This is a genomic window from Aquabacterium sp., from assembly GCF_016234775.1.
Lineage (GTDB): Bacteria > Pseudomonadota > Gammaproteobacteria > Burkholderiales > Burkholderiaceae_C > Aquabacterium.
On record NZ_JACRAH010000051.1, the window covers coordinates 70,943 to 86,888 of the forward strand.

Sequence of the window (15,946 nt, forward strand, 5' to 3'; positions counted from 1 at the left end):
ATCAGCTGTCGTCGGTGTCGACTGCTTGCAATTGTCGCGTCAGATCTTGTAGCAGGTCGCGTGCTTGATTTGGGTCAAAATCGGTGCGGTAGGCCTTGCGCACGCCCAACGTGGCAAGCTGAACATGGAGTTGGGTGGCGATGCCAAGTTGAGTGAGAGAAGCCTTGGCGCAACTCAATGCGCATCCATCTATGGCCACAATTTTGCGGCCGCAACTGGCTGCAGCTTCAGCTTTTCTGATCAGGCTGGGTACACGTCCACCGATGCCCGCGATGCAGGACATTTCCGCGATGCCATCTCGGTCCAGGCGCACGGCCAGGTGGTTGGCGAGTTGCGCTGCGTTTGAGCAGCCGGAGCAGGCGTAGACCAGGGCTTGATGATCGGTGTTCCTCGGCATGGCTACCCCCTTAGTGACGCAGTCTGTTGGTGCGACGCCTGTCTGGGCGCTGCTCTGGATGGCGACGTCGCCACGACCATATGGCGCTGACGACGGTCAAGGCAAAAGCGAGGATGGCGAGCGCATTGAGCATGCCGCCGTGTGCTTGCCAGATGGCGTTTGCATGGCCTGGTGCCAGCCTCACGAATAGAGAGAAGTGCAGAAGGGCAAGCGGCAGGTAAAAGCGGGCGTCCACATGCAGCTTGATGCCGGCCACAGAAGGCAGAATCACGGGCGCATGCCCCATGATCATGCTCATGATGAAACCGAGGGCCAGCGCATGCAGCGCCGCATCGCGTGTGGATTGCCCCATGCCCAAGGCCACCCAGCACAGGCCGGACACGCCCAGCCAGGCGTAGCCTGTCAACAGGCATGCGGCCATGTAGCGGCTCAAGCCAGGCGCCTTGACGGTATGGCGGGCGATGTCAAATCGGATGAGCCACAGGGCCAGGGCAAGCAGGCCTGTCCCAAACAAGACGCAGCCGATGCTGTCGTGCCACTCGATGACGACGGTGCCTGCAAGCACGATGGCGAGGGCCGATCCCAGCAAGGGCAGTGAGAAAGCGTGAGGTCGTGTCAGTCGGGCCATCTCCAGGCGTTCTGCTGCAATCGTGAACACCAGGAACGCGAACCAGGCGGTCAATGTGGCGTTGTGCAGGCCGTGTAGCATGAAGCGCACATTTCCAGCCAGCCACAACAATGCGGACAACACAAGCAGATAGGTGTGGACGGTGGCTTGCCGGCCAACGATGAACACGTTGACCATCACGAACACCAGGGCGGCCAGAACAAAGAGCCACAGGCTGATGCCAGCGTGGCCCGTGGTCAGGAATAGCCCGCCAAGTGCCGACGAAATGGGCGCGAGAAATGTCCAAGGCGCATGGATGGCCGTGGCGCGCTCAACGCCGATGACGGTGCCCAGAAAGCCGCAGATCATGAGGGCTGCGTGCTGGCTGGCCGTGGTGATGACCCATTCGGATGGGATGGCTTGGAAGACGGGTACGCCGGCACGCAACAGTCCGCCCACGACCCCGGACAGCAGGCTGAAGGCAATCAGCGCGATCAAGCTTGGCCGGAGTGCACCAGTGGCGAGAGTAAACATCAACTCACCCGCTTACCAGTTCATCAGGGCGCGGGCGCGTGGGCTCATTCGCTCGGGCGTCCATGCCGGGGCCCAAACCAGTTCAACGCAGATGTCCACTTCCATGGGGAAGAGTTGCGCCAGTTCGTCGTAAACCTCGTCCACCAACATGTCGGTGACTGGGCAGGCGGCAGACGTCATGGTCATGAGGACATGCACCTTGTCGGGCATCACGGAGATGCCATAAATCAGCCCGACATCCACAATCGACAAGGACAATTCGGGGTCGACCACGCGGCGTAAGGCCTTGATGATCGGAGCGAGCATCGCGTCGTCGCCGCTGTAGTTGGGAATGATGGATTCGGTCATGAGGCTGCGATCCCTGGTGCACTGTTGTATAGGCGCGTGAAGCGTGATGCTATGGCAATCGCGAGAGGGTCTTCACGGCTTCGCCGCGTGCCTTGCGGTGAGTCAAATGGCCTTGTCCACGCCTGTTCTTCTGTGACTACTCATTTCGAACGATGGCACCACATGGGTGCATCGGTCGACTGGTGGACTTTGCGCTAACGCAAATCCATGAAGCAATCGTGTTTTCAGAATCCGCGGCAGTCCGTCCTCACAGCCCTCAAGGAGTCCTCACATGCCGCCATCCAGTCTGGACATTCCTGCCTATCTGTCGATATTGCCTTTGTTCCATGAAATGCGGCCCGCAGAGTTGGAGCGCATTGCAGCGTCAGCCGTCTTGAAGCGCTGCGAGCGAGGTGACGAGATCTTCCATGTCGGCCAGGTTTGTGATGGCTTTCATGTGGTGATGAGCGGCCAGGTCAAACTGTATGCACTGGCGCCCACCGGCCATGAAAAGGTGATTGAGCTCATCAGCCCGGGCAACACGTTTGCGGAAGCGTTGATGTTCACAGGCAAGCCATATATTGTGAATGCACAGTCTCTGACGGAAAGCTTGATCCTGACGGTCCGCAAGCAGGCCGTGATGGATGAAATCGAGCGGGATCCTCGTTTTGCCCTGCGCATGCTGGCCGGTATTTCTCGGCGCTTGCACGGTCTGGTGCAAGACGTGGAGTCCTCCGCCTTGCACTCAGGCATCCAGCGTGTGATTGGCTACCTGTTGCGCGACCAGTCCCTGGAGGACGTGGGGCCAGGGCAGATGGCCACGGTGTCCTTGCCCGTGAGCAAGGCCACGATCGCATCACTGCTGTCATTGACGCCCGAGTATTTCTCGCGTGTGTTGCGGGAACTGGAGGATGGCGGCCTCATCGCGATTGACCGGCGGGATATTCGGATTCTGGACGTCCAGGGCCTGTCTCGCTACCACCTGCAGTGAAGTCAAAGGTTCATCATGACAATCTTGAAGAGGCCGGATCTTGTTTGCCCTGCAGGCTCATTGCGTGCCTTGCAACTGGCTGTGGACGCCGGGGCCGACGCGGTGTACATGGGTTTGAAAGACGCGACCAACGCCCGCAATTTTGCGGGCTTGAATTTCGATCAGAATCAGGCAGGCCAAGGTGTGCGTTATGCGCGAGAGAGAGGGCGTCAGGTGTTAATGGCGCTCAACACCTATGCCCAGGCCGACGATCCTGGTCGTTGGTTCAACGCGGTGGACATGGCGGCGGATCTGGGTGTGAATGCCATCATTCTGGCTGACCCTGCGGTGATGGCCTATAGCCGCAAGCGCCACCCTGATCTCAGGCTGCATCTGTCCGTTCAGGCCTCGGCCACCAATTACGAGGCCATCGGGTTCTACCGTGAACACTATGGCATCCAGCGTGCTGTCTTGCCCCGGGTGTTGACCATGTCGCAAGTGGCTCATGTGATTCGTCACACCGACGTCGAAGTTGAGGTGTTTGGCTTTGGTAGCCTGTGTGTCATGGTGGAAGGGCGTTGTGCCTTGTCGTCCTACGCCACGGGGCAGGCGCCGAATACGGCGGGTGTGTGCTCGCCGCCTTCTGCGGTGCGCTGGGATGCGCGAGGCGATGCCGTGGACGCCCGCCTGGGCGGCATCCTGATCGACCGTTTCGAGGCAGATGAGTCGCGCGGTTATCCCACCTTGTGCAAAGGTCGTTTTGAAGTAGCGGGTGATGTGGGCTATGCGCTGGAAGAACCCACCAGCCTGAACACGCTGGCCATCCTGCCTGAGTTGATGAAGGCGGGCGTATCGGCGATCAAGATTGAAGGGCGCCAGCGCAGCGCAGCTTATGTGGAGCAGGTTACACGCACCTGGCGGCAGGCCATTGATGCCTGTTTGGTCGCACCAGATCTCTACAAAGTGCACCCAGTCTGGACAAGCACGCTGGGGCGCCTCGCCGAAGGCCAGCAGCACACATTGGGTGCCTACTCGCGCCCTTGGCAATAGTCGTTGACAACAAGGGCTCGCAGCCCATTTGAGGACAAACATGTTTGACCTGAGTGTGGGGCCAGTGCAGTACTACTGGTCCAGGCAGGCGGTGATTGACTTCTATGCTGATGTGGCTGATTCGGCCGCAACATCTGTTTGCCTGGGTGAGGTGGTGTGTTCACGGCGTCATGAATTCAAGCCGGATGACTGGCTGGATCTCGCTCGTGATTTGCGCCAGTCCGGCAAGGACGTCGTCATCGGTACACAGGCCTTGATTGAAACCGAAGCCGAGTTGCGCACCTTGCGCCGTCTGGCCGAGCAAGGCGATTTCATTGTGGAGGCCAATGATGCCGCTGCTGTGCACCTGCTGGCCGGGCATGCACCCTGGGTGATCGGCTTGCATGTCAACGTGTACAGCGCACCCGCGCTGGCGGAGTACATCTCCTTGGGTGCGAGGCGTTGGGTGGCTCCGGTTGAGTTGTCTTTGCAGGCTGTAGGGCAGATCAATCCGCCGGGCTCTCTGGTGCCCTCTGAAGTATTCGCATTCGGGCGCATGCCATTGGCCTTGTCGGCGCGCTGCTTCACGGCCCGCCATCATCATCTCCAGAAGGACACCTGTGGCTTCCGTTGCCTGGATGATCCCGATGGCCTGGTGCTGCGTACGCGTGAAGGGCAGGACTTCCTGGCCATCAACGGGATACAGACACAGTCGGGTTCGGTGCATTGCCTGTTGGGTGAGAAGGCTGCACTGGTCCAGGCGGGTGTGACGCGCTTGCGCCTGTCTCCCACGTCGCGTGGTTTTGCCGAGGTCGTGCGCCAGTTTGACGCCGTGATGAATGGCGGTGCGCCCGCAACGGCGGCCATCGAGCTTCTAAAGGATCTGGATTTGCCCGGGCCTTTGTCCAACGGTTTTGCCCAGCCCAAACGTGCCGGGTTGGAGTGGGTGACATCATGAGCCGCCATCAGTCCCTACCTGTGCCGCCGTGGCTGCGGCAGATCGCGACTCGTCTGCCATCGTGGCCCCCTTCACTGGTGGCAGCGCAGGCGCTCAACCGCTTGTGGTGGCCGATGGTGGACGGCGAGACACAAAAGGCCTTGTCCGGCCGTGTTGTCGAATTGTGTGTGGATGACCTTGGCGTGGTTTTCCGCTTGATGGCCGGACCGCAAGGCTTGGTGCCAGCGGCAAGCGGTCAGACCGTGGCTTTGCGCTTGAAGGCCTGTGCGCCGATTTACTGGCGCTTGCTGCAAGGCCGTGATGACCCCGACACCTTGTTCTTTGATCGCCTTATGGTGATGGAGGGCGACACCGAATTCGGCCTCTTGCTGAAGAACACGCTGGATGCCGTGGGGCCCCCACGTTGGCCATCCTCCGGAGCGTCCTCACGTTCGACGGGGGCGCACCATGCCGGGTGACGGTGCCAGGCCCTGGCGCTTGTCGACCTTGCTGGCTGCGCCGCACAGGCTGAGTTTCTTCACGGCGACCTGCGTGATGTCGGCTGCGGCTGCCTGGTGGTGGGTCGAAATGCTGGCCAGGTCAGGTGCGTGGCCTTCACTGGAAATGGCAGTGCCCCCCACTTTTGTTCATGCCGTGGTGATGAGCCTGGGCTTCATGCCCTTGTTCTTCAGTGGTTTCCTGTTCACGGCTGGGCCGAAGTGGCTGCAGATGGGTGAGGTTCAAGCTCGGGCGATTGCGCCGGGTGTGTTCACCACGGGTGCCGGGTGGCTGGCTTTGCTGTGCGGTTCGCTCGTGAGCCATGGGCTGGCGTCTGCCGGCGTGGCCCTTGCGGCGATCGGCTGGGCCATGTTGACCTGGCGCTTCCTTGGTCTGGTTCGGCGTAGCCCGGCGCGGGATCGCCTGCACGCCAAGCTCATCGCAGTTGCATGCAGCTTGGGCGTGCTGGTCATGCTGAGCGCCGCGGTGTGCCTTGTTTTGGGCGACTACCGCATCATCCGCCTGGCTGCCTTGCTGGGCTTGTGGTGGTTCATCGTGCCGGTGTACGTGACCGTCGCGCACCGCATGATTCCCTTTTTCACGGCGTCAGCCTTGCCTGTGCTGGATGCCTGGCGGCCCAACTGGTTGTTGTGGACCTTGCTGGGCCTGGTTGGTGTGCAGGGATGTTGGTTGGTGCTCGAAGAGCTGGGATGGCAAGGGCCCGTCTGGCTGGGCTTGCGCGCCGTGGCATCCAGCGCATCGGGTGCGCTGGTCATCGGGCTGGCTGTGCGTTGGGGTTTGGTCCAAAGCCTGCGGATTCGCCTGCTGGCCATGCTCCACATTGGTTTTGTGTGGCTGGGCCTGGCTTTCTGCCTGGATGCCGCTTCGGTGATTCTGGGCGCAGTCGGGCAGGTTCAGCTGAGCCTCTTGCCCCTGCATGCGCTCACCATGGGGTTTCTGGGCAGCGTGTTGATCGCCATGGTCACACGCGTGAGTTGCGGGCACAGTGGCCGCACTTTGACGGCAGACAACCTGGCGTGGGGCCTCTTCTGGGGGCTGCAGGTGGCCGTGCTGTTGCGCATGTCTGCTGTGCTGTGGAGTGCCTCATCTCCTGCCTTGCTGGTGGGGGCCGCGAGCGCGTGGCTGCTGGTCATGGGCGCCTGGTCTCTGCGTTATGGGCGTTGGTACGGCCAGCCTCGGGTGGACGGGCGTCCGGGTTGACCCCTCCCTGGGCTGCGTGGTCGGGGCGCGAATGCAAGGGAAAACATTGGGTGGCAATTTAACGAGCTTCATTAACATGCCGGCCATTGTTCAGTCTTCCCCTCTTGCATGAGATGAAACACGCTGTTGTCGAGCATGCCTCCTGTGATGAGGCCGACCGCCAGGCCCTCTACGATCAGATCGAGGCAGAGTTCGATGCCATCAAACAGCGGTATCGGGCCAAATTGGGGCCTGAGGACGTGGCCTATATCAAGGGCTTGCGCCTCAAGTCTCGCATTGCCGAGGTGCTGGGGCGTGGCCTGTTGTGGATCAGTCCGGACCCTTTGACTTTCAGCCTGGGTGTGGCCTTTACCTGGTTGCATCGCAATCTGGAGTCGATCGAGATCGGGCACAACGTGCTGCATGGTCAGTACGACTATTTCCCGGAGATTCCGCAGTTCCACTCACACAACTTCAAGTGGAAGGCGCCGGTGGACGAGGAGGGCTGGCGGCGTGAACACAATGGGCAACATCATGTGCACACCAATGTGTACGAGATGGACCCCGATTTGAACCATGGCATCCTGCGCATGAATGACAGGCAGCCGTGGAACAAGTACCATCTGTGGCAGGTGCCCACCTATCTGTTCGCGGCCTATCCCATCGTGCTGTACGGTTTCAACGCGCAGAACCTGGGCTTCAGGCAGGCTGACCGCGCCACGCGGTTTCCGCAGGGCAACGAGGGTTATGCACCGGTGTTCCCTGGTGGCGATGAGAAGACGCTCAGGCGCCGCCATTGGCTGTCTGTCGGGCGCGTGATGGCCAAGGAGTACCTGGTGATGCCCTTGTTGGCCTTTGCAACGGGCTACTCCTTCTTCAAGGTGATGCTGGGCAACATGCTGGTCGATGGTTTGAACAACTATTGGATCAGCCTGACCATCCAGGCCACGCACCTGACCGAACCCTTGCAGCCGGAAGATGCTTTGGCGCACAAAGGCCGCTGGTACCTGTCTCAGCTTGATTCAACCGTGAACTTCAAGGGTGGCCGCCGCATGAGCATCTTGTGGGGGCACCTGAACTACCAGATCGAGCACCATCTGTTCCCCGATGTGCCTTCGCGCCATTACCCGGACATGGCCCGGGAGGTCAAGCAGGTCTGCGCCAAGTACAACATTCCCTACAAGTGCAATCCGAACTGGGGTGTGGCCATTCGTCAGTATTTGTCGGCGATGTGGCGCTATTCCTTCCCGCCCAAGCCGCCTGTGCGTGCCGCGCCTGTGCCGGGCCAACAGGCTTGATCGCTAGCGCACTTCCAGCGTCAAGCCGGTATCGCGCAGGCGTTGCAGCAGTTCGGCTGACGGCGGGGTCCAACTGGCGCTGAGTTCTGCGTGCTCGGCCGTTTGAATATGGGCATCTCGAAAGGGTTGCAGCACCCAACGCTGTATGCCCATCTCGGCCAGAGCCTGACCCAGGGCGACCAGCGCGTTGTCGCGGTGTAATTGGGGATGCCAGGTGGTGCGGATCTCCAGTTCAAGGCCTTGGTGCTTCACCGCTTGCAGCGCGGCCTGGAGGCTGCGCCAGGCAGGCTGGCCACTTCTGGGGATCGCAGTGATGGCTTCGTAATCGGTGAAGTTGGCCTTGATGTCAAAGCCGATCCAGTCCACGTAAGGCAGGATGGCTTCGAGTCGGTCAGGGTAGACGCCAGCGGTGTGCAAGCCAACCTTGAAGCCCATTGTGCGCACGGTTTGAATGGCATCCGGCAACTCGGGATCGAGTGTGGGCTCGCCGCCGCTGAACACCACGCCATCGAGCAAACCTTGCCGGCGCGCCAGTGTGCCCAGAACCTTTAGCCAGCCACCAGGCAGGCCGCCTTCGCGGGTTTGCAAGTCGACGTTGTGGCAGTAGTGGCAGCGCCAGGGGCAGCCTTGCACAAAGACCACGGCGGCCAGTTTGCCTGGCCAGTCCGTGGTGCTCAAGGGTGTGAAGCCGCCGATTTTCAGCATGGGATTGTCAACAAGCGCAAGGGCTTACGCACAGGCCTCTTCAAGCGAACGCGTGGCGCAGGGCTGGCCGGGCTCCTTGAAGTAGATGCGTTCGGCGAACTCGCCCTTCTTGCCGGTGTTGAACGACGAGACCGGGCGGTGGTAGCCCATGACGCGGGTCCAGATCTCGCAACGCTGGCGTTCGCCCTCGGCGAGTGCGGGGTGAGCTTGCGAGGGATGGCGGATGGTGTTCATGTGGTGAGACTCCTGTTGAAGCTTTGCTTGACGGTTGGTAAGAGCGGTCGGGATCAGTGATGAGCGCAGCAGTTGCTGTCGGATGGGCTGGCTGTGCGGTTGCGTGCCAGTGCCTCTTCGTCGCATTTGGGGCAGAACTCGTGTTCGCCCGCCAGATAGCCGTGTACGGGGCAGATCGAGAACGTGGGCGTGATCGTGATGTAGGGCAAGCGGAAACGCGTCAGGGCCCGTTTGACCAGTTCCTTGCAAGCCTGCGCAGATGAGACGCGCTCACCCAGGTACAGATGCAATACGGTACCCCCTGTGTACTTGGCTTGCAAGGCCTCTTGTCGCTCCAGGGCTTCGAACGGATCGTCGCAGAAGCCCACGGGCAGTTGCGATGAGTTCGTGTAGTACGGCATGTCGCTGGGCCCGGCTTGCAGGATGTCGTCAAAGCGCTTGAGGTCTTCCTTGGCGAAGCGGTAGGTGGTGCCTTCTGCCGGTGTGGCCTCCAGGTTGTAGAGGTGGCCGGTTTCTTCCTGGATGTCCGTGATGCGGGCGCGGATGTGGTCCAGGAAGCGCAGCGCGAAGGCTTCGCCCCATGGGGTGGTGATGTCTTCCTGATCGCCCGTGAAATTGCGGATCATCTCGTTGATACCATTCACACCGAGCGTGGAGAAGTGATTGCGCAGCGTGCCCAGGTAGCGCTTGGTGTAGGGGAAGAGCCCGTTGTCCATGTGCTGCTGGATGACCTTGCGCTTGATCTCCAGGCTGGTCCTGCCCAGCCTGATCAGCTCATCGGTGCGGGCCAGCAGGGCGGCTTCATCGCCTTTGTAAAGGTAGCCCAGCCGCGCGCAGTTGAGGGTGACCACGCCCAGGGAGCCTGTCTGCTCGGCGGAACCGAACAGGCCATTGCCGCGTTTGAGCAGCTCACGCAGATCGAGCTGGAGGCGGCAACACATCGAGCGGATCATGTTGGGCTGCAGATCCGAGTTGAGGAAGTTCTGGAAGTAGGGCAGGCCGTACTTGGCCGTCATCTCGAACAGACGGTCGGTGTTGGGATGATCCCAGAGGAAGTCCTTGGTGATGTTGTAGGTGGGAATGGGGAAGGTGAAGGCACGGCCCTTGGCGTCGCCGCACATCATCACGTCGATGTAGGCCTGGTTGATCAGGTCCATCTCGGTTTGCAGATCGCCGTAGGCGAAAGGCATCTCCTGTCCCGCGATGATGGGCACCTGCTCACGCAGGTCTTCCGGGCAACTCCAGTCAAAGGTCAGGTTGGTAAAGGGCGTTTGCGTGCCCCAGCGAGAGGGCACGTTGAGGTTGTAGACCAGCTCCTGGATGCACTGGCGTACTTGTTCGTAGCTGAGGCAGTCCTTGCGGATGTAGGGGGCCAGGTAGGTGTCAAACGAGCTGAAGGCCTGCGCACCAGCCCATTCGTTTTGCAGCGTGCCCAGGAAGTTGACGATCTGGCCCACGGCGCTGGACAGGTGCTTGGGCGGGCCCGCCTCCACCTTGCCTGGCACACCGTTGAGCCCTTCGTGGAGCAAGGTGCGCAATGACCAGCCGGCGCAGTAGCCCGAAAGCATGTCCAGATCGTGGATATGGAGATCGGCCTCGCGGTGCGCCTGGCCGATTTCGGGCGGGTACACATGGGCCAGCCAGTAGTTGGCGATCACCTTGCCTGATACGTTGAGGATCAACCCGCCTAAAGAATAGCCCTGGTTGGCGTTGGCATTGACACGCCAGTCCTGCTGAGAGAGGTATTCGTTGACCGAGCGCTCCACATCCACTGCGCAGGCCTTGTCTGCGCGCAACTGACTGCGTTGTTCGCGGTAGACGATGTAGGCGCGGGCGGTATCGAAGTGCCCCGCATCCATCAACGCCCGTTCGACCTGATCCTGAATCTGCTCGACGGTGGGGACGCGACGTTGCAAGGCTTGCCTGACTTGCCGGGCGAGTTCGGCCGCACGTGTGGCGTCGAATTCACCGGAGGCCTTGCCTGCGCTTTCGATGGCTCGCGTGATCTTGTCGAGCTTGAAACTGGCGGTGGCGCCATTGCGCTTGATGACGGCGACCGCACAGGTCTGCGCGGATACGAGGGGGCTGTCTGACATGCGGGCTCCTACTATCTGTAGTGTTTGTGTGTGATCTAAAACGCTACATATAGTGTTCCGTTATCAAATAACCTTCCTGTTGATGCTCGTCAATCGAATGGCAATTCCCAGGCGAATGCTGGGTTAATGCGAGGTGCCTTCCGAGCGCGTGATCTTGTTGAACACGTTGTATTTGCCAACGGGCTTGCTCATGGGAAGTCGCTTGACTTCTTTCAATGTAGCCGCGTCATACACGATCAAGGCGCCGTTCATCTCCCACAGGCTGGCCAGCGCGTAACGCCCATCTCGTGTGAACTCGATGTGGGCCAAGGTCTGGCCTTCGGGGCCTTTGATTTGCGTGACGGGCAGCAGGGTCTTTTTGTCGATGATGGTCAGGGTGTTCTTTGCTTGTGGGGACATCATCGAGTCGGCCCACAGATAGTGGGATCGTTCGTGGCTGCGCATGAAGAAGCCGGGCCCCGGTGTGGGGATCTGCTGGATGATCTGCCAGGTCTTCATGTCGATCACGCTGATGAGGCCTTGTTGCAGATTGGGCGTGGCGAGCACGGCCCGCCCTTGATACTGGAAGCTGATGCCTGAGCCCAGATGGGGCATGCCGGGCAAGGGCAGGCTTGCCACGCGTTGGCGGGCATCCAGGTTGATGACCTGTGCGCTGGGTGCGTCATTCACGGCGGTGCTGGATGCCGCAGTCGACGTCGCCGATGCGGCCGACGCCTCGACGCTACGCTTGGTGGCCGCTGGACGCCCCGCACCGATCACATGTCGATAAGGCGGGTCGAAGAAGAAGTCATCCAGAGCCTGACTCAACGGCGTGCGGCGTACCCCCAGGTAGCCCGTTTTGGCGATGCCCTCGCCCATTCGGAAGTCATGCACATAGCCATCGTGAATTGGCGCTGCCTGGGGGTTGTAAGAGATCTCCCACAGTTCTGGCAGATCCTTGAGTGCGATGATGAAGCTTTGGCGCGGTGCCGCGTCGTACACGGCCGAGACACGAGAGGTCTGCTTGCCATCCAGACTGGTGGCGGGATAGATGCGCACCAGGTTCAGTTGCGAATCAAACAGCACCACGTTGCCGGGCAGGTAGTTGCCTGCCAGCACCCATTGACCATCGCCTGAGACGGCCACATTGCGCATGTTCAGGCCCGCTCGCACTTCGGCCACGACGCGCAGTTGGTAGAGATCGTATTTGGTGATCCAGCCGTCGCGGGACCCAAAGTACACGAAGCGGCCATCTGGCGAAAACTTCGGGCCGCCGTGCAGGGCATAGTGGCTGGCGAAACGGTGGATGACCTCCAGTTTGTCGCCATCGACAATGGACACGTGGTGATCACCGCCTTCCACAACCACGAAGAGGTTGAGCGGATCGGCCGTCCAGGCGGGTTTGTCCTTGGCTGATGGGACTGGCTTGTTTTCTGTACGAGACTGGCGGATGTCGGCCTCGGCCCAGTTGGGCGGAGGCGCCACAGGCGTGTAGATCCACGCCGCGAGTTGATTGATCTGCGCTTCGCTGAGTTTGTCGCCAAAGGCTGGCATTTGGGTGGCGGGCCGTCCGGCCGTGATCACCCTGAGCGCTTCTGCCTTGCGCAGTCGTTCCAGACTTTCAGGCAGCAGAGCCGGGCCCATACCGCCTGTGCGTTGCTCGCCATGGCAGGTGGCGCAGTGCTGCTGGAACAGTTGAGGCGTCGCCACGAGTGGCGCCGCCTCCGCGGCGTGGCTCATGTCCAAGCCCATCAGCAGCATGGATGCGGCCAGCAACACGCGCCAGATGATGTCGGTGCTCATGGGTGTCTGCTTTGTTCAGGGCTCGGTGGCCAGTTGATTCACGATGGGTATCACGCCGGGCTTGGGGGCATGGGGCACTTTGGTGCTGCAGAACGGCGTGACGGCCACCCGGGCCGGCGCATCAGTGGGGTGCAGGCCGATTTCATGATCGCTGAGATAGCAGCCCGGATCTTCTGCCCAGGGGTTGCCGGTGATCTGTTGGGCGCGAACGCGTGTGTTGCCGCCACACAGATCCAGATGCACGCAACTGGCGCAACGGCCTTCGACAGGGCGGGGCTGCGTCTTGAGGCCCGCCATCAAGGGATCACTGGTATCGGACCAGATCTGGGAGAAGGGCCGCTGGCGCACGTTGCCCAGGCTGTGGTGCCACCACATGGTGTCCGGATGCACGTCGCCGAGGTTGTCGATATTGGCGATGTGCAGGCCTGATGCGTTGCCACCCCATGCGCGTAGGCGCTCGCGCAAGGCAGGGGCCCATTGCGGCATGTGTTCGCGCAGCCAGGCCTGCAGGTAGGGGGCGTCGGCATCGTTGTTGCCCGTCACGTACTCTTCGTTGCGGCCTTCGAGCGCGGCTTGCCAGGCAGTGCGCAACAAGAGATCAAGCGCCTCACGCGTGGCGTTGAAGTGGGCATCCTTGGCGCGGTGGATGTTGCCGCGCCCGGCATAGTTCAGATGCGAGAAGTAGAACTTGCTGATGCCTTCGTCGCGCATGAGTGTCAACAACGCTGGTAAATCATGTGCGTTCATGGCCGTCATGGTGAAGCGCAGGCCGAGCTTGACATCGTGCGTCTTGAGCAGTCGCAGCGCGTTGAGAGAGGCGTCGAAGGCCCCTTCCAGTCGTCTGAATTTGTCGTGAGTTTCACGCAGTCCGTCTAGACTGATGCCGACGTAGTCGAACCCGACCTGGGCGATCTTGTTTGCCATGGGGGCATCAATCAAGGTGCCATTGGTGGACAGGCCAATGTAAAAGCCCTGATCACGAGCACGCGCGGCGATCTCGAACAAGTCCGGGCGCAGCAAGGGCTCCCCCCCCGAGAGGATTAACACGGGCACACGATAGCCCTTCAGATCATCCATGGTGTCGAAGACCTCTTCCGTGCTCAACTCGCCAGGGTAGGCGTGGTCGGCCGACAAGGCGTAGCAGTGCTTGCACGTCAGGTTGCAGCGGCGTGTGAGGTTCCAGATCACGACGGGCCCTGGCGGTGAGCCGCCACGGCGCGGCATGGGGTAGACGCCTTGTTGTTCTGCCTGGGCCACTTCGCGCAGGTATTGGGAAATGCGAAACATGACGAGCTCCTGGTGCGAGGCTTCTCGGTCGATCAGGCTGAGGCCAGGCGCAGACCGGTTTTCTTGAGGATGGCCGTGCTGTAGAGGATGTCAAAGCTACGGCAAGCATCGGCCAGCAGACAATGGATGCGCATGGCTTCGCGTTCGACCTCGCTGCGACTTTGCCCATGCACCATGGCAAACAGGTTGTAGGGCCATTCGGGCAGGGCGCGCGGGCGGCGGTAGCAGTGCGACACAGTTGGCAGGGCGCCAATCTTGGCGCCGAGTTCGTCCACACGTTCGTCATCCACGTCCCACACGGTCATGCCATTGGCGGTGTAGCCCAGCTTGTAGTGATTGGGTATGGCGCCGATGCGTCTGATCAATCCTTCGTCGAGCATGCCTGCCATGCGTTCGCGCACAGCGGCTTCGCTCACGCCCAGTTGTTCGGCAACGGCAGCGTACGGCCGCGGCACCAGTGGCAGGCCGCCTTGCGTGGCTGTGATCAGGCGGCGGTCGAAATCAGTGAGCGACATGGGGTTCTCCTCGGCTGGCTGCTTGTACATGCTGCTGCTTGGCCATTGCGGCCTGGGCGCTTAAACGCAGTTCAACAAAGAATTCGCGCTCCTTGGGGAAGGCATACACATGCAGGCCGGTTTCGGCTTCGATCTGACGGCAGGCCAGGGTCACTTGCTCTGGCGTTTCGCCGGCCACAACGAACCACATATTGAGTCGATGGGTGCGACGATAGTTGTGCGCCACGGCTGGCAGCGCATTGACCTGCTCGGCGACACGTTCGAAGTCCGCCTCTGGTACGGCGATCGCCGCCAGCAGAAACTGACCGCCGGCTCGCTCGATCTGGAACAGCGGGCCAAAGCGGGTCAGCAGGCCGTTGGCCAGCAGCGTCTGCAAACGTCTTAATACCTCAGCCTCGGTCAGACCAAGGTCTGTGGCGACATCGGCATAAGGGCGCTCGCTCAAGGGCAATCCGCCATGGAGCCGGTCAATGAGCTGTGCGTCGATGGGGTCAAGCAGCTTGTTCATGCGCAAGCTCCTGCCTGGATGGTGCGGGTTGAACCCGGAAGTAGCGGCCGCCTGTTTGCTTGAATCGCTGGCCACTGAAGAGGGTCTGGCGAGGACGGCCTGCGAGGCCGGCTTGCGCGATGGCCTTTTCGATGACGCCTCCCACCGTGGCTCGATCCCGGCCATGAACCATGAAGTAAAGGTTGAAGTGCCAGTCTCGATGTCGTTCACGGCGATAGCACAGGGTGATGCCATCTTGAACCGCCAGCCTGGCACCAAGACCATCAACCAGGTCGTCAGGCACATCGATCACCGTCATGGCATTGGCGCAGATGCCCAGGTCATGGTGGCGTACCACGACGCCAAAGCGGCGCAGTGTGCCTTGATGCAGCCAGCGATTCAATGTCGCACGAATGCGGTCGGTCGACCAACCAAGTGCTTGTGCCCATGCTTCGTAGGGGCGAGGCATCAATGGCAGTCCCTCTTCGACCAATGCAGCGAGGCGTTCCTCGTCAACTGCTACGGGTACGGATCGCTGCCGAATTGTTAGGGTTGCCTCGCCAGGGTGGGGCGCTGGCTGGGTCTGTCGCAGATCGAAGCCCAGATCGATGCGATAGGGCCGAATCATGGGCAAGCGCAGTGCGGTCAATCCAGTTCGGTGCTCCAGTTGATCAACCTGTCCATGAACGGCCGGTTTGTCTCGTCCTGTGATGACGAACCACAGGTTGTAGCGGTGTTCGCGTTCGTAGTTGTGGTTGACACCCTCAATGGCGTTGACCTGTTCGGCTACAGTTTTCAGGCGGGTTTCCGGTACCGACAAGGCGCACAGCATGGCGGCACCACCAGCGCCTGCGCCCCAGATGCCGCCAATGCGGCTGACGCTGCCGTCCTTGAACAGGCGTCGATAGGTGGTCAGCAACGTGGCTTCATCGCTGCCGCATTTCAGAGCGATCGCGGCAAAGGGTGAGTCGGACAGAGGGAAGTCGCGCTGCCAGTCGTTGAGTAACAACTGGTCCAGAGCAGGCCGGTCGGACAGGTTCATG

The 15,946-nt window shown here is 61.0% G+C and carries 17 protein-coding genes; 6 read left to right on the forward strand and 11 right to left on the reverse strand.

The genetic code is table 11. From position 1 onward, the window contains the following. Position 1 precedes the first annotated feature (1 nt). From HY836_RS16205 to HY836_RS16215, 3 genes are read right to left on the reverse strand one after another with little or no spacing between them, the layout of a single operon-like run. Positions 2-397 (reverse strand): putative zinc-binding protein, encoded by a 396-nt coding sequence (locus tag HY836_RS16205; RefSeq protein ID WP_290678077.1) that lies wholly within the window; start codon positions 395-397, stop codon positions 2-4. Between the two features lie 10 nt (positions 398-407). Further along, positions 408-1,538 (reverse strand): hypothetical protein, encoded by a 1,131-nt coding sequence (locus HY836_RS16210; protein WP_290678080.1) that lies wholly within the window; start codon positions 1,536-1,538, stop codon positions 408-410. 12 nt (positions 1,539-1,550) lie between these two features. Further along, complete coding sequence (locus HY836_RS16215; protein ID WP_290678083.1) at positions 1,551-1,886, reverse strand: metal-sulfur cluster assembly factor; 336 nt, start codon at positions 1,884-1,886, stop codon at positions 1,551-1,553. A 271-nt stretch (positions 1,887-2,157) separates the two neighbouring features. On the opposite strand from HY836_RS16215, the gene HY836_RS16220 reads away from it, so the two are divergent. From HY836_RS16220 to HY836_RS16245, 6 genes are all read left to right on the forward strand, one after another. Beyond that, on the forward strand, positions 2,158-2,856 hold the full coding sequence (locus HY836_RS16220; protein ID WP_290678086.1) for a Crp/Fnr family transcriptional regulator: 699 nt from the start codon (positions 2,158-2,160) through the stop codon (positions 2,854-2,856). Positions 2,857-2,871: 15 nt separating this feature from the next. Continuing rightward, positions 2,872-3,885, forward strand: coding sequence for a peptidase U32 family protein (locus HY836_RS16225; RefSeq protein ID WP_290678089.1), 1,014 nt, complete (start codon positions 2,872-2,874; stop codon positions 3,883-3,885). A gap of 40 nt (positions 3,886-3,925) precedes the next feature. Continuing rightward, positions 3,926-4,822, forward strand: a complete 897-nt coding sequence (locus tag HY836_RS16230; RefSeq protein ID WP_290678093.1) for a U32 family peptidase — start codon at positions 3,926-3,928, stop codon at positions 4,820-4,822. Then, the gene (locus HY836_RS16235) at positions 4,819-5,280 is read left to right on the forward strand and encodes an SCP2 sterol-binding domain-containing protein (protein ID WP_290678096.1); all 462 of its coding nucleotides are present in this window, start codon (positions 4,819-4,821) and stop codon (positions 5,278-5,280) included. Before HY836_RS16230 ends, HY836_RS16235 begins: the two co-directional genes overlap by 4 nt. Continuing rightward, positions 5,270-6,520, forward strand: coding sequence for an NnrS family protein (locus HY836_RS16240; protein ID WP_290678099.1), 1,251 nt, complete (start codon positions 5,270-5,272; stop codon positions 6,518-6,520). Before HY836_RS16235 ends, HY836_RS16240 begins: the two co-directional genes overlap by 11 nt. A gap of 113 nt (positions 6,521-6,633) precedes the next feature. After that, a complete protein-coding gene (locus tag HY836_RS16245; protein ID WP_290678102.1) occupies positions 6,634-7,797 on the forward strand; it encodes an acyl-CoA desaturase in 1,164 nt (387 codons plus the stop codon). A 3-nt stretch (positions 7,798-7,800) separates the two neighbouring features. Here HY836_RS16245 and HY836_RS16250 read toward each other — a convergent pair whose 3' ends face one another. From HY836_RS16250 to HY836_RS16285, 8 genes are all read right to left on the reverse strand, one after another. Continuing rightward, the gene (locus HY836_RS16250) at positions 7,801-8,502 is read right to left on the reverse strand and encodes an anaerobic ribonucleoside-triphosphate reductase activating protein (RefSeq protein WP_290678105.1); all 702 of its coding nucleotides are present in this window, start codon (positions 8,500-8,502) and stop codon (positions 7,801-7,803) included. Positions 8,503-8,526: 24 nt separating this feature from the next. Then, positions 8,527-8,736 (reverse strand): anaerobic ribonucleoside-triphosphate reductase, encoded by a 210-nt coding sequence (nrdD, locus tag HY836_RS16255; protein ID WP_290678107.1) that lies wholly within the window; start codon positions 8,734-8,736, stop codon positions 8,527-8,529. A gap of 53 nt (positions 8,737-8,789) precedes the next feature. After that, positions 8,790-10,832 (reverse strand): ribonucleoside triphosphate reductase, encoded by a 2,043-nt coding sequence (locus tag HY836_RS16260; protein ID WP_290678109.1) that lies wholly within the window; start codon positions 10,830-10,832, stop codon positions 8,790-8,792. Between the two features lie 123 nt (positions 10,833-10,955). Further along, positions 10,956-12,563 (reverse strand): nitrite reductase, encoded by a 1,608-nt coding sequence (locus HY836_RS16265; protein ID WP_290678177.1) that lies wholly within the window; start codon positions 12,561-12,563, stop codon positions 10,956-10,958. Between the two features lie 66 nt (positions 12,564-12,629). Next, positions 12,630-13,901, reverse strand: a complete 1,272-nt coding sequence (gene nirJ, locus HY836_RS16270; protein WP_290678111.1) for a heme d1 biosynthesis radical SAM protein NirJ — start codon at positions 13,899-13,901, stop codon at positions 12,630-12,632. 32 nt (positions 13,902-13,933) lie between these two features. Then, entirely contained in the window at positions 13,934-14,416 is a 483-nt protein-coding gene (locus HY836_RS16275; RefSeq protein ID WP_290678112.1) for an AsnC family transcriptional regulator, read from the reverse strand. Then, complete coding sequence (locus HY836_RS16280) at positions 14,403-14,915, reverse strand: Lrp/AsnC family transcriptional regulator (RefSeq protein ID WP_290678181.1); 513 nt, start codon at positions 14,913-14,915, stop codon at positions 14,403-14,405. Before HY836_RS16280 ends, HY836_RS16275 begins: the two co-directional genes overlap by 14 nt. Further along, on the reverse strand, positions 14,908-15,945 hold the full coding sequence (locus HY836_RS16285) for an Lrp/AsnC family transcriptional regulator (protein ID WP_290678114.1): 1,038 nt from the start codon (positions 15,943-15,945) through the stop codon (positions 14,908-14,910). The genes HY836_RS16280 and HY836_RS16285 overlap by 8 nt, the downstream gene beginning before the upstream one ends. Between the last annotated feature and the right edge of the window lies 1 nt (position 15,946).

Coding starts and splice junctions, on each gene's coding strand:
- HY836_RS16205 (WP_290678077.1), bottom strand. CDS start 397: ATGCCGAGGAACACCGATCATCAAGCCCTGGTCTACGCCTGCTCCGGC.
- HY836_RS16210 (WP_290678080.1), bottom strand. CDS start 1,538: ATGTTTACTCTCGCCACTGGTGCACTCCGGCCAAGCTTGATCGCGCTG.
- HY836_RS16215 (WP_290678083.1), bottom strand. CDS start 1,886: ATGACCGAATCCATCATTCCCAACTACAGCGGCGACGACGCGATGCTC.
- HY836_RS16220 (WP_290678086.1), top strand. CDS start 2,158: ATGCCGCCATCCAGTCTGGACATTCCTGCCTATCTGTCGATATTGCCT.
- HY836_RS16225 (WP_290678089.1), top strand. CDS start 2,872: ATGACAATCTTGAAGAGGCCGGATCTTGTTTGCCCTGCAGGCTCATTG.
- HY836_RS16230 (WP_290678093.1), top strand. CDS start 3,926: ATGTTTGACCTGAGTGTGGGGCCAGTGCAGTACTACTGGTCCAGGCAG.
- HY836_RS16235 (WP_290678096.1), top strand. CDS start 4,819: ATGAGCCGCCATCAGTCCCTACCTGTGCCGCCGTGGCTGCGGCAGATC.
- HY836_RS16240 (WP_290678099.1), top strand. CDS start 5,270: ATGCCGGGTGACGGTGCCAGGCCCTGGCGCTTGTCGACCTTGCTGGCT.
- HY836_RS16245 (WP_290678102.1), top strand. CDS start 6,634: ATGAAACACGCTGTTGTCGAGCATGCCTCCTGTGATGAGGCCGACCGC.
- HY836_RS16250 (WP_290678105.1), bottom strand. CDS start 8,502: ATGCTGAAAATCGGCGGCTTCACACCCTTGAGCACCACGGACTGGCCA.
- nrdD (WP_290678107.1), bottom strand. CDS start 8,736: ATGAACACCATCCGCCATCCCTCGCAAGCTCACCCCGCACTCGCCGAG.
- HY836_RS16260 (WP_290678109.1), bottom strand. CDS start 10,832: ATGTCAGACAGCCCCCTCGTATCCGCGCAGACCTGTGCGGTCGCCGTC.
- HY836_RS16265 (WP_290678177.1), bottom strand. CDS start 12,563: ATGGGCTTGGACATGAGCCACGCCGCGGAGGCGGCGCCACTCGTGGCG.
- nirJ (WP_290678111.1), bottom strand. CDS start 13,901: ATGTTTCGCATTTCCCAATACCTGCGCGAAGTGGCCCAGGCAGAACAA.
- HY836_RS16275 (WP_290678112.1), bottom strand. CDS start 14,416: ATGTCGCTCACTGATTTCGACCGCCGCCTGATCACAGCCACGCAAGGC.
- HY836_RS16285 (WP_290678114.1), bottom strand. CDS start 15,945: ATGAACCTGTCCGACCGGCCTGCTCTGGACCAGTTGTTACTCAACGAC.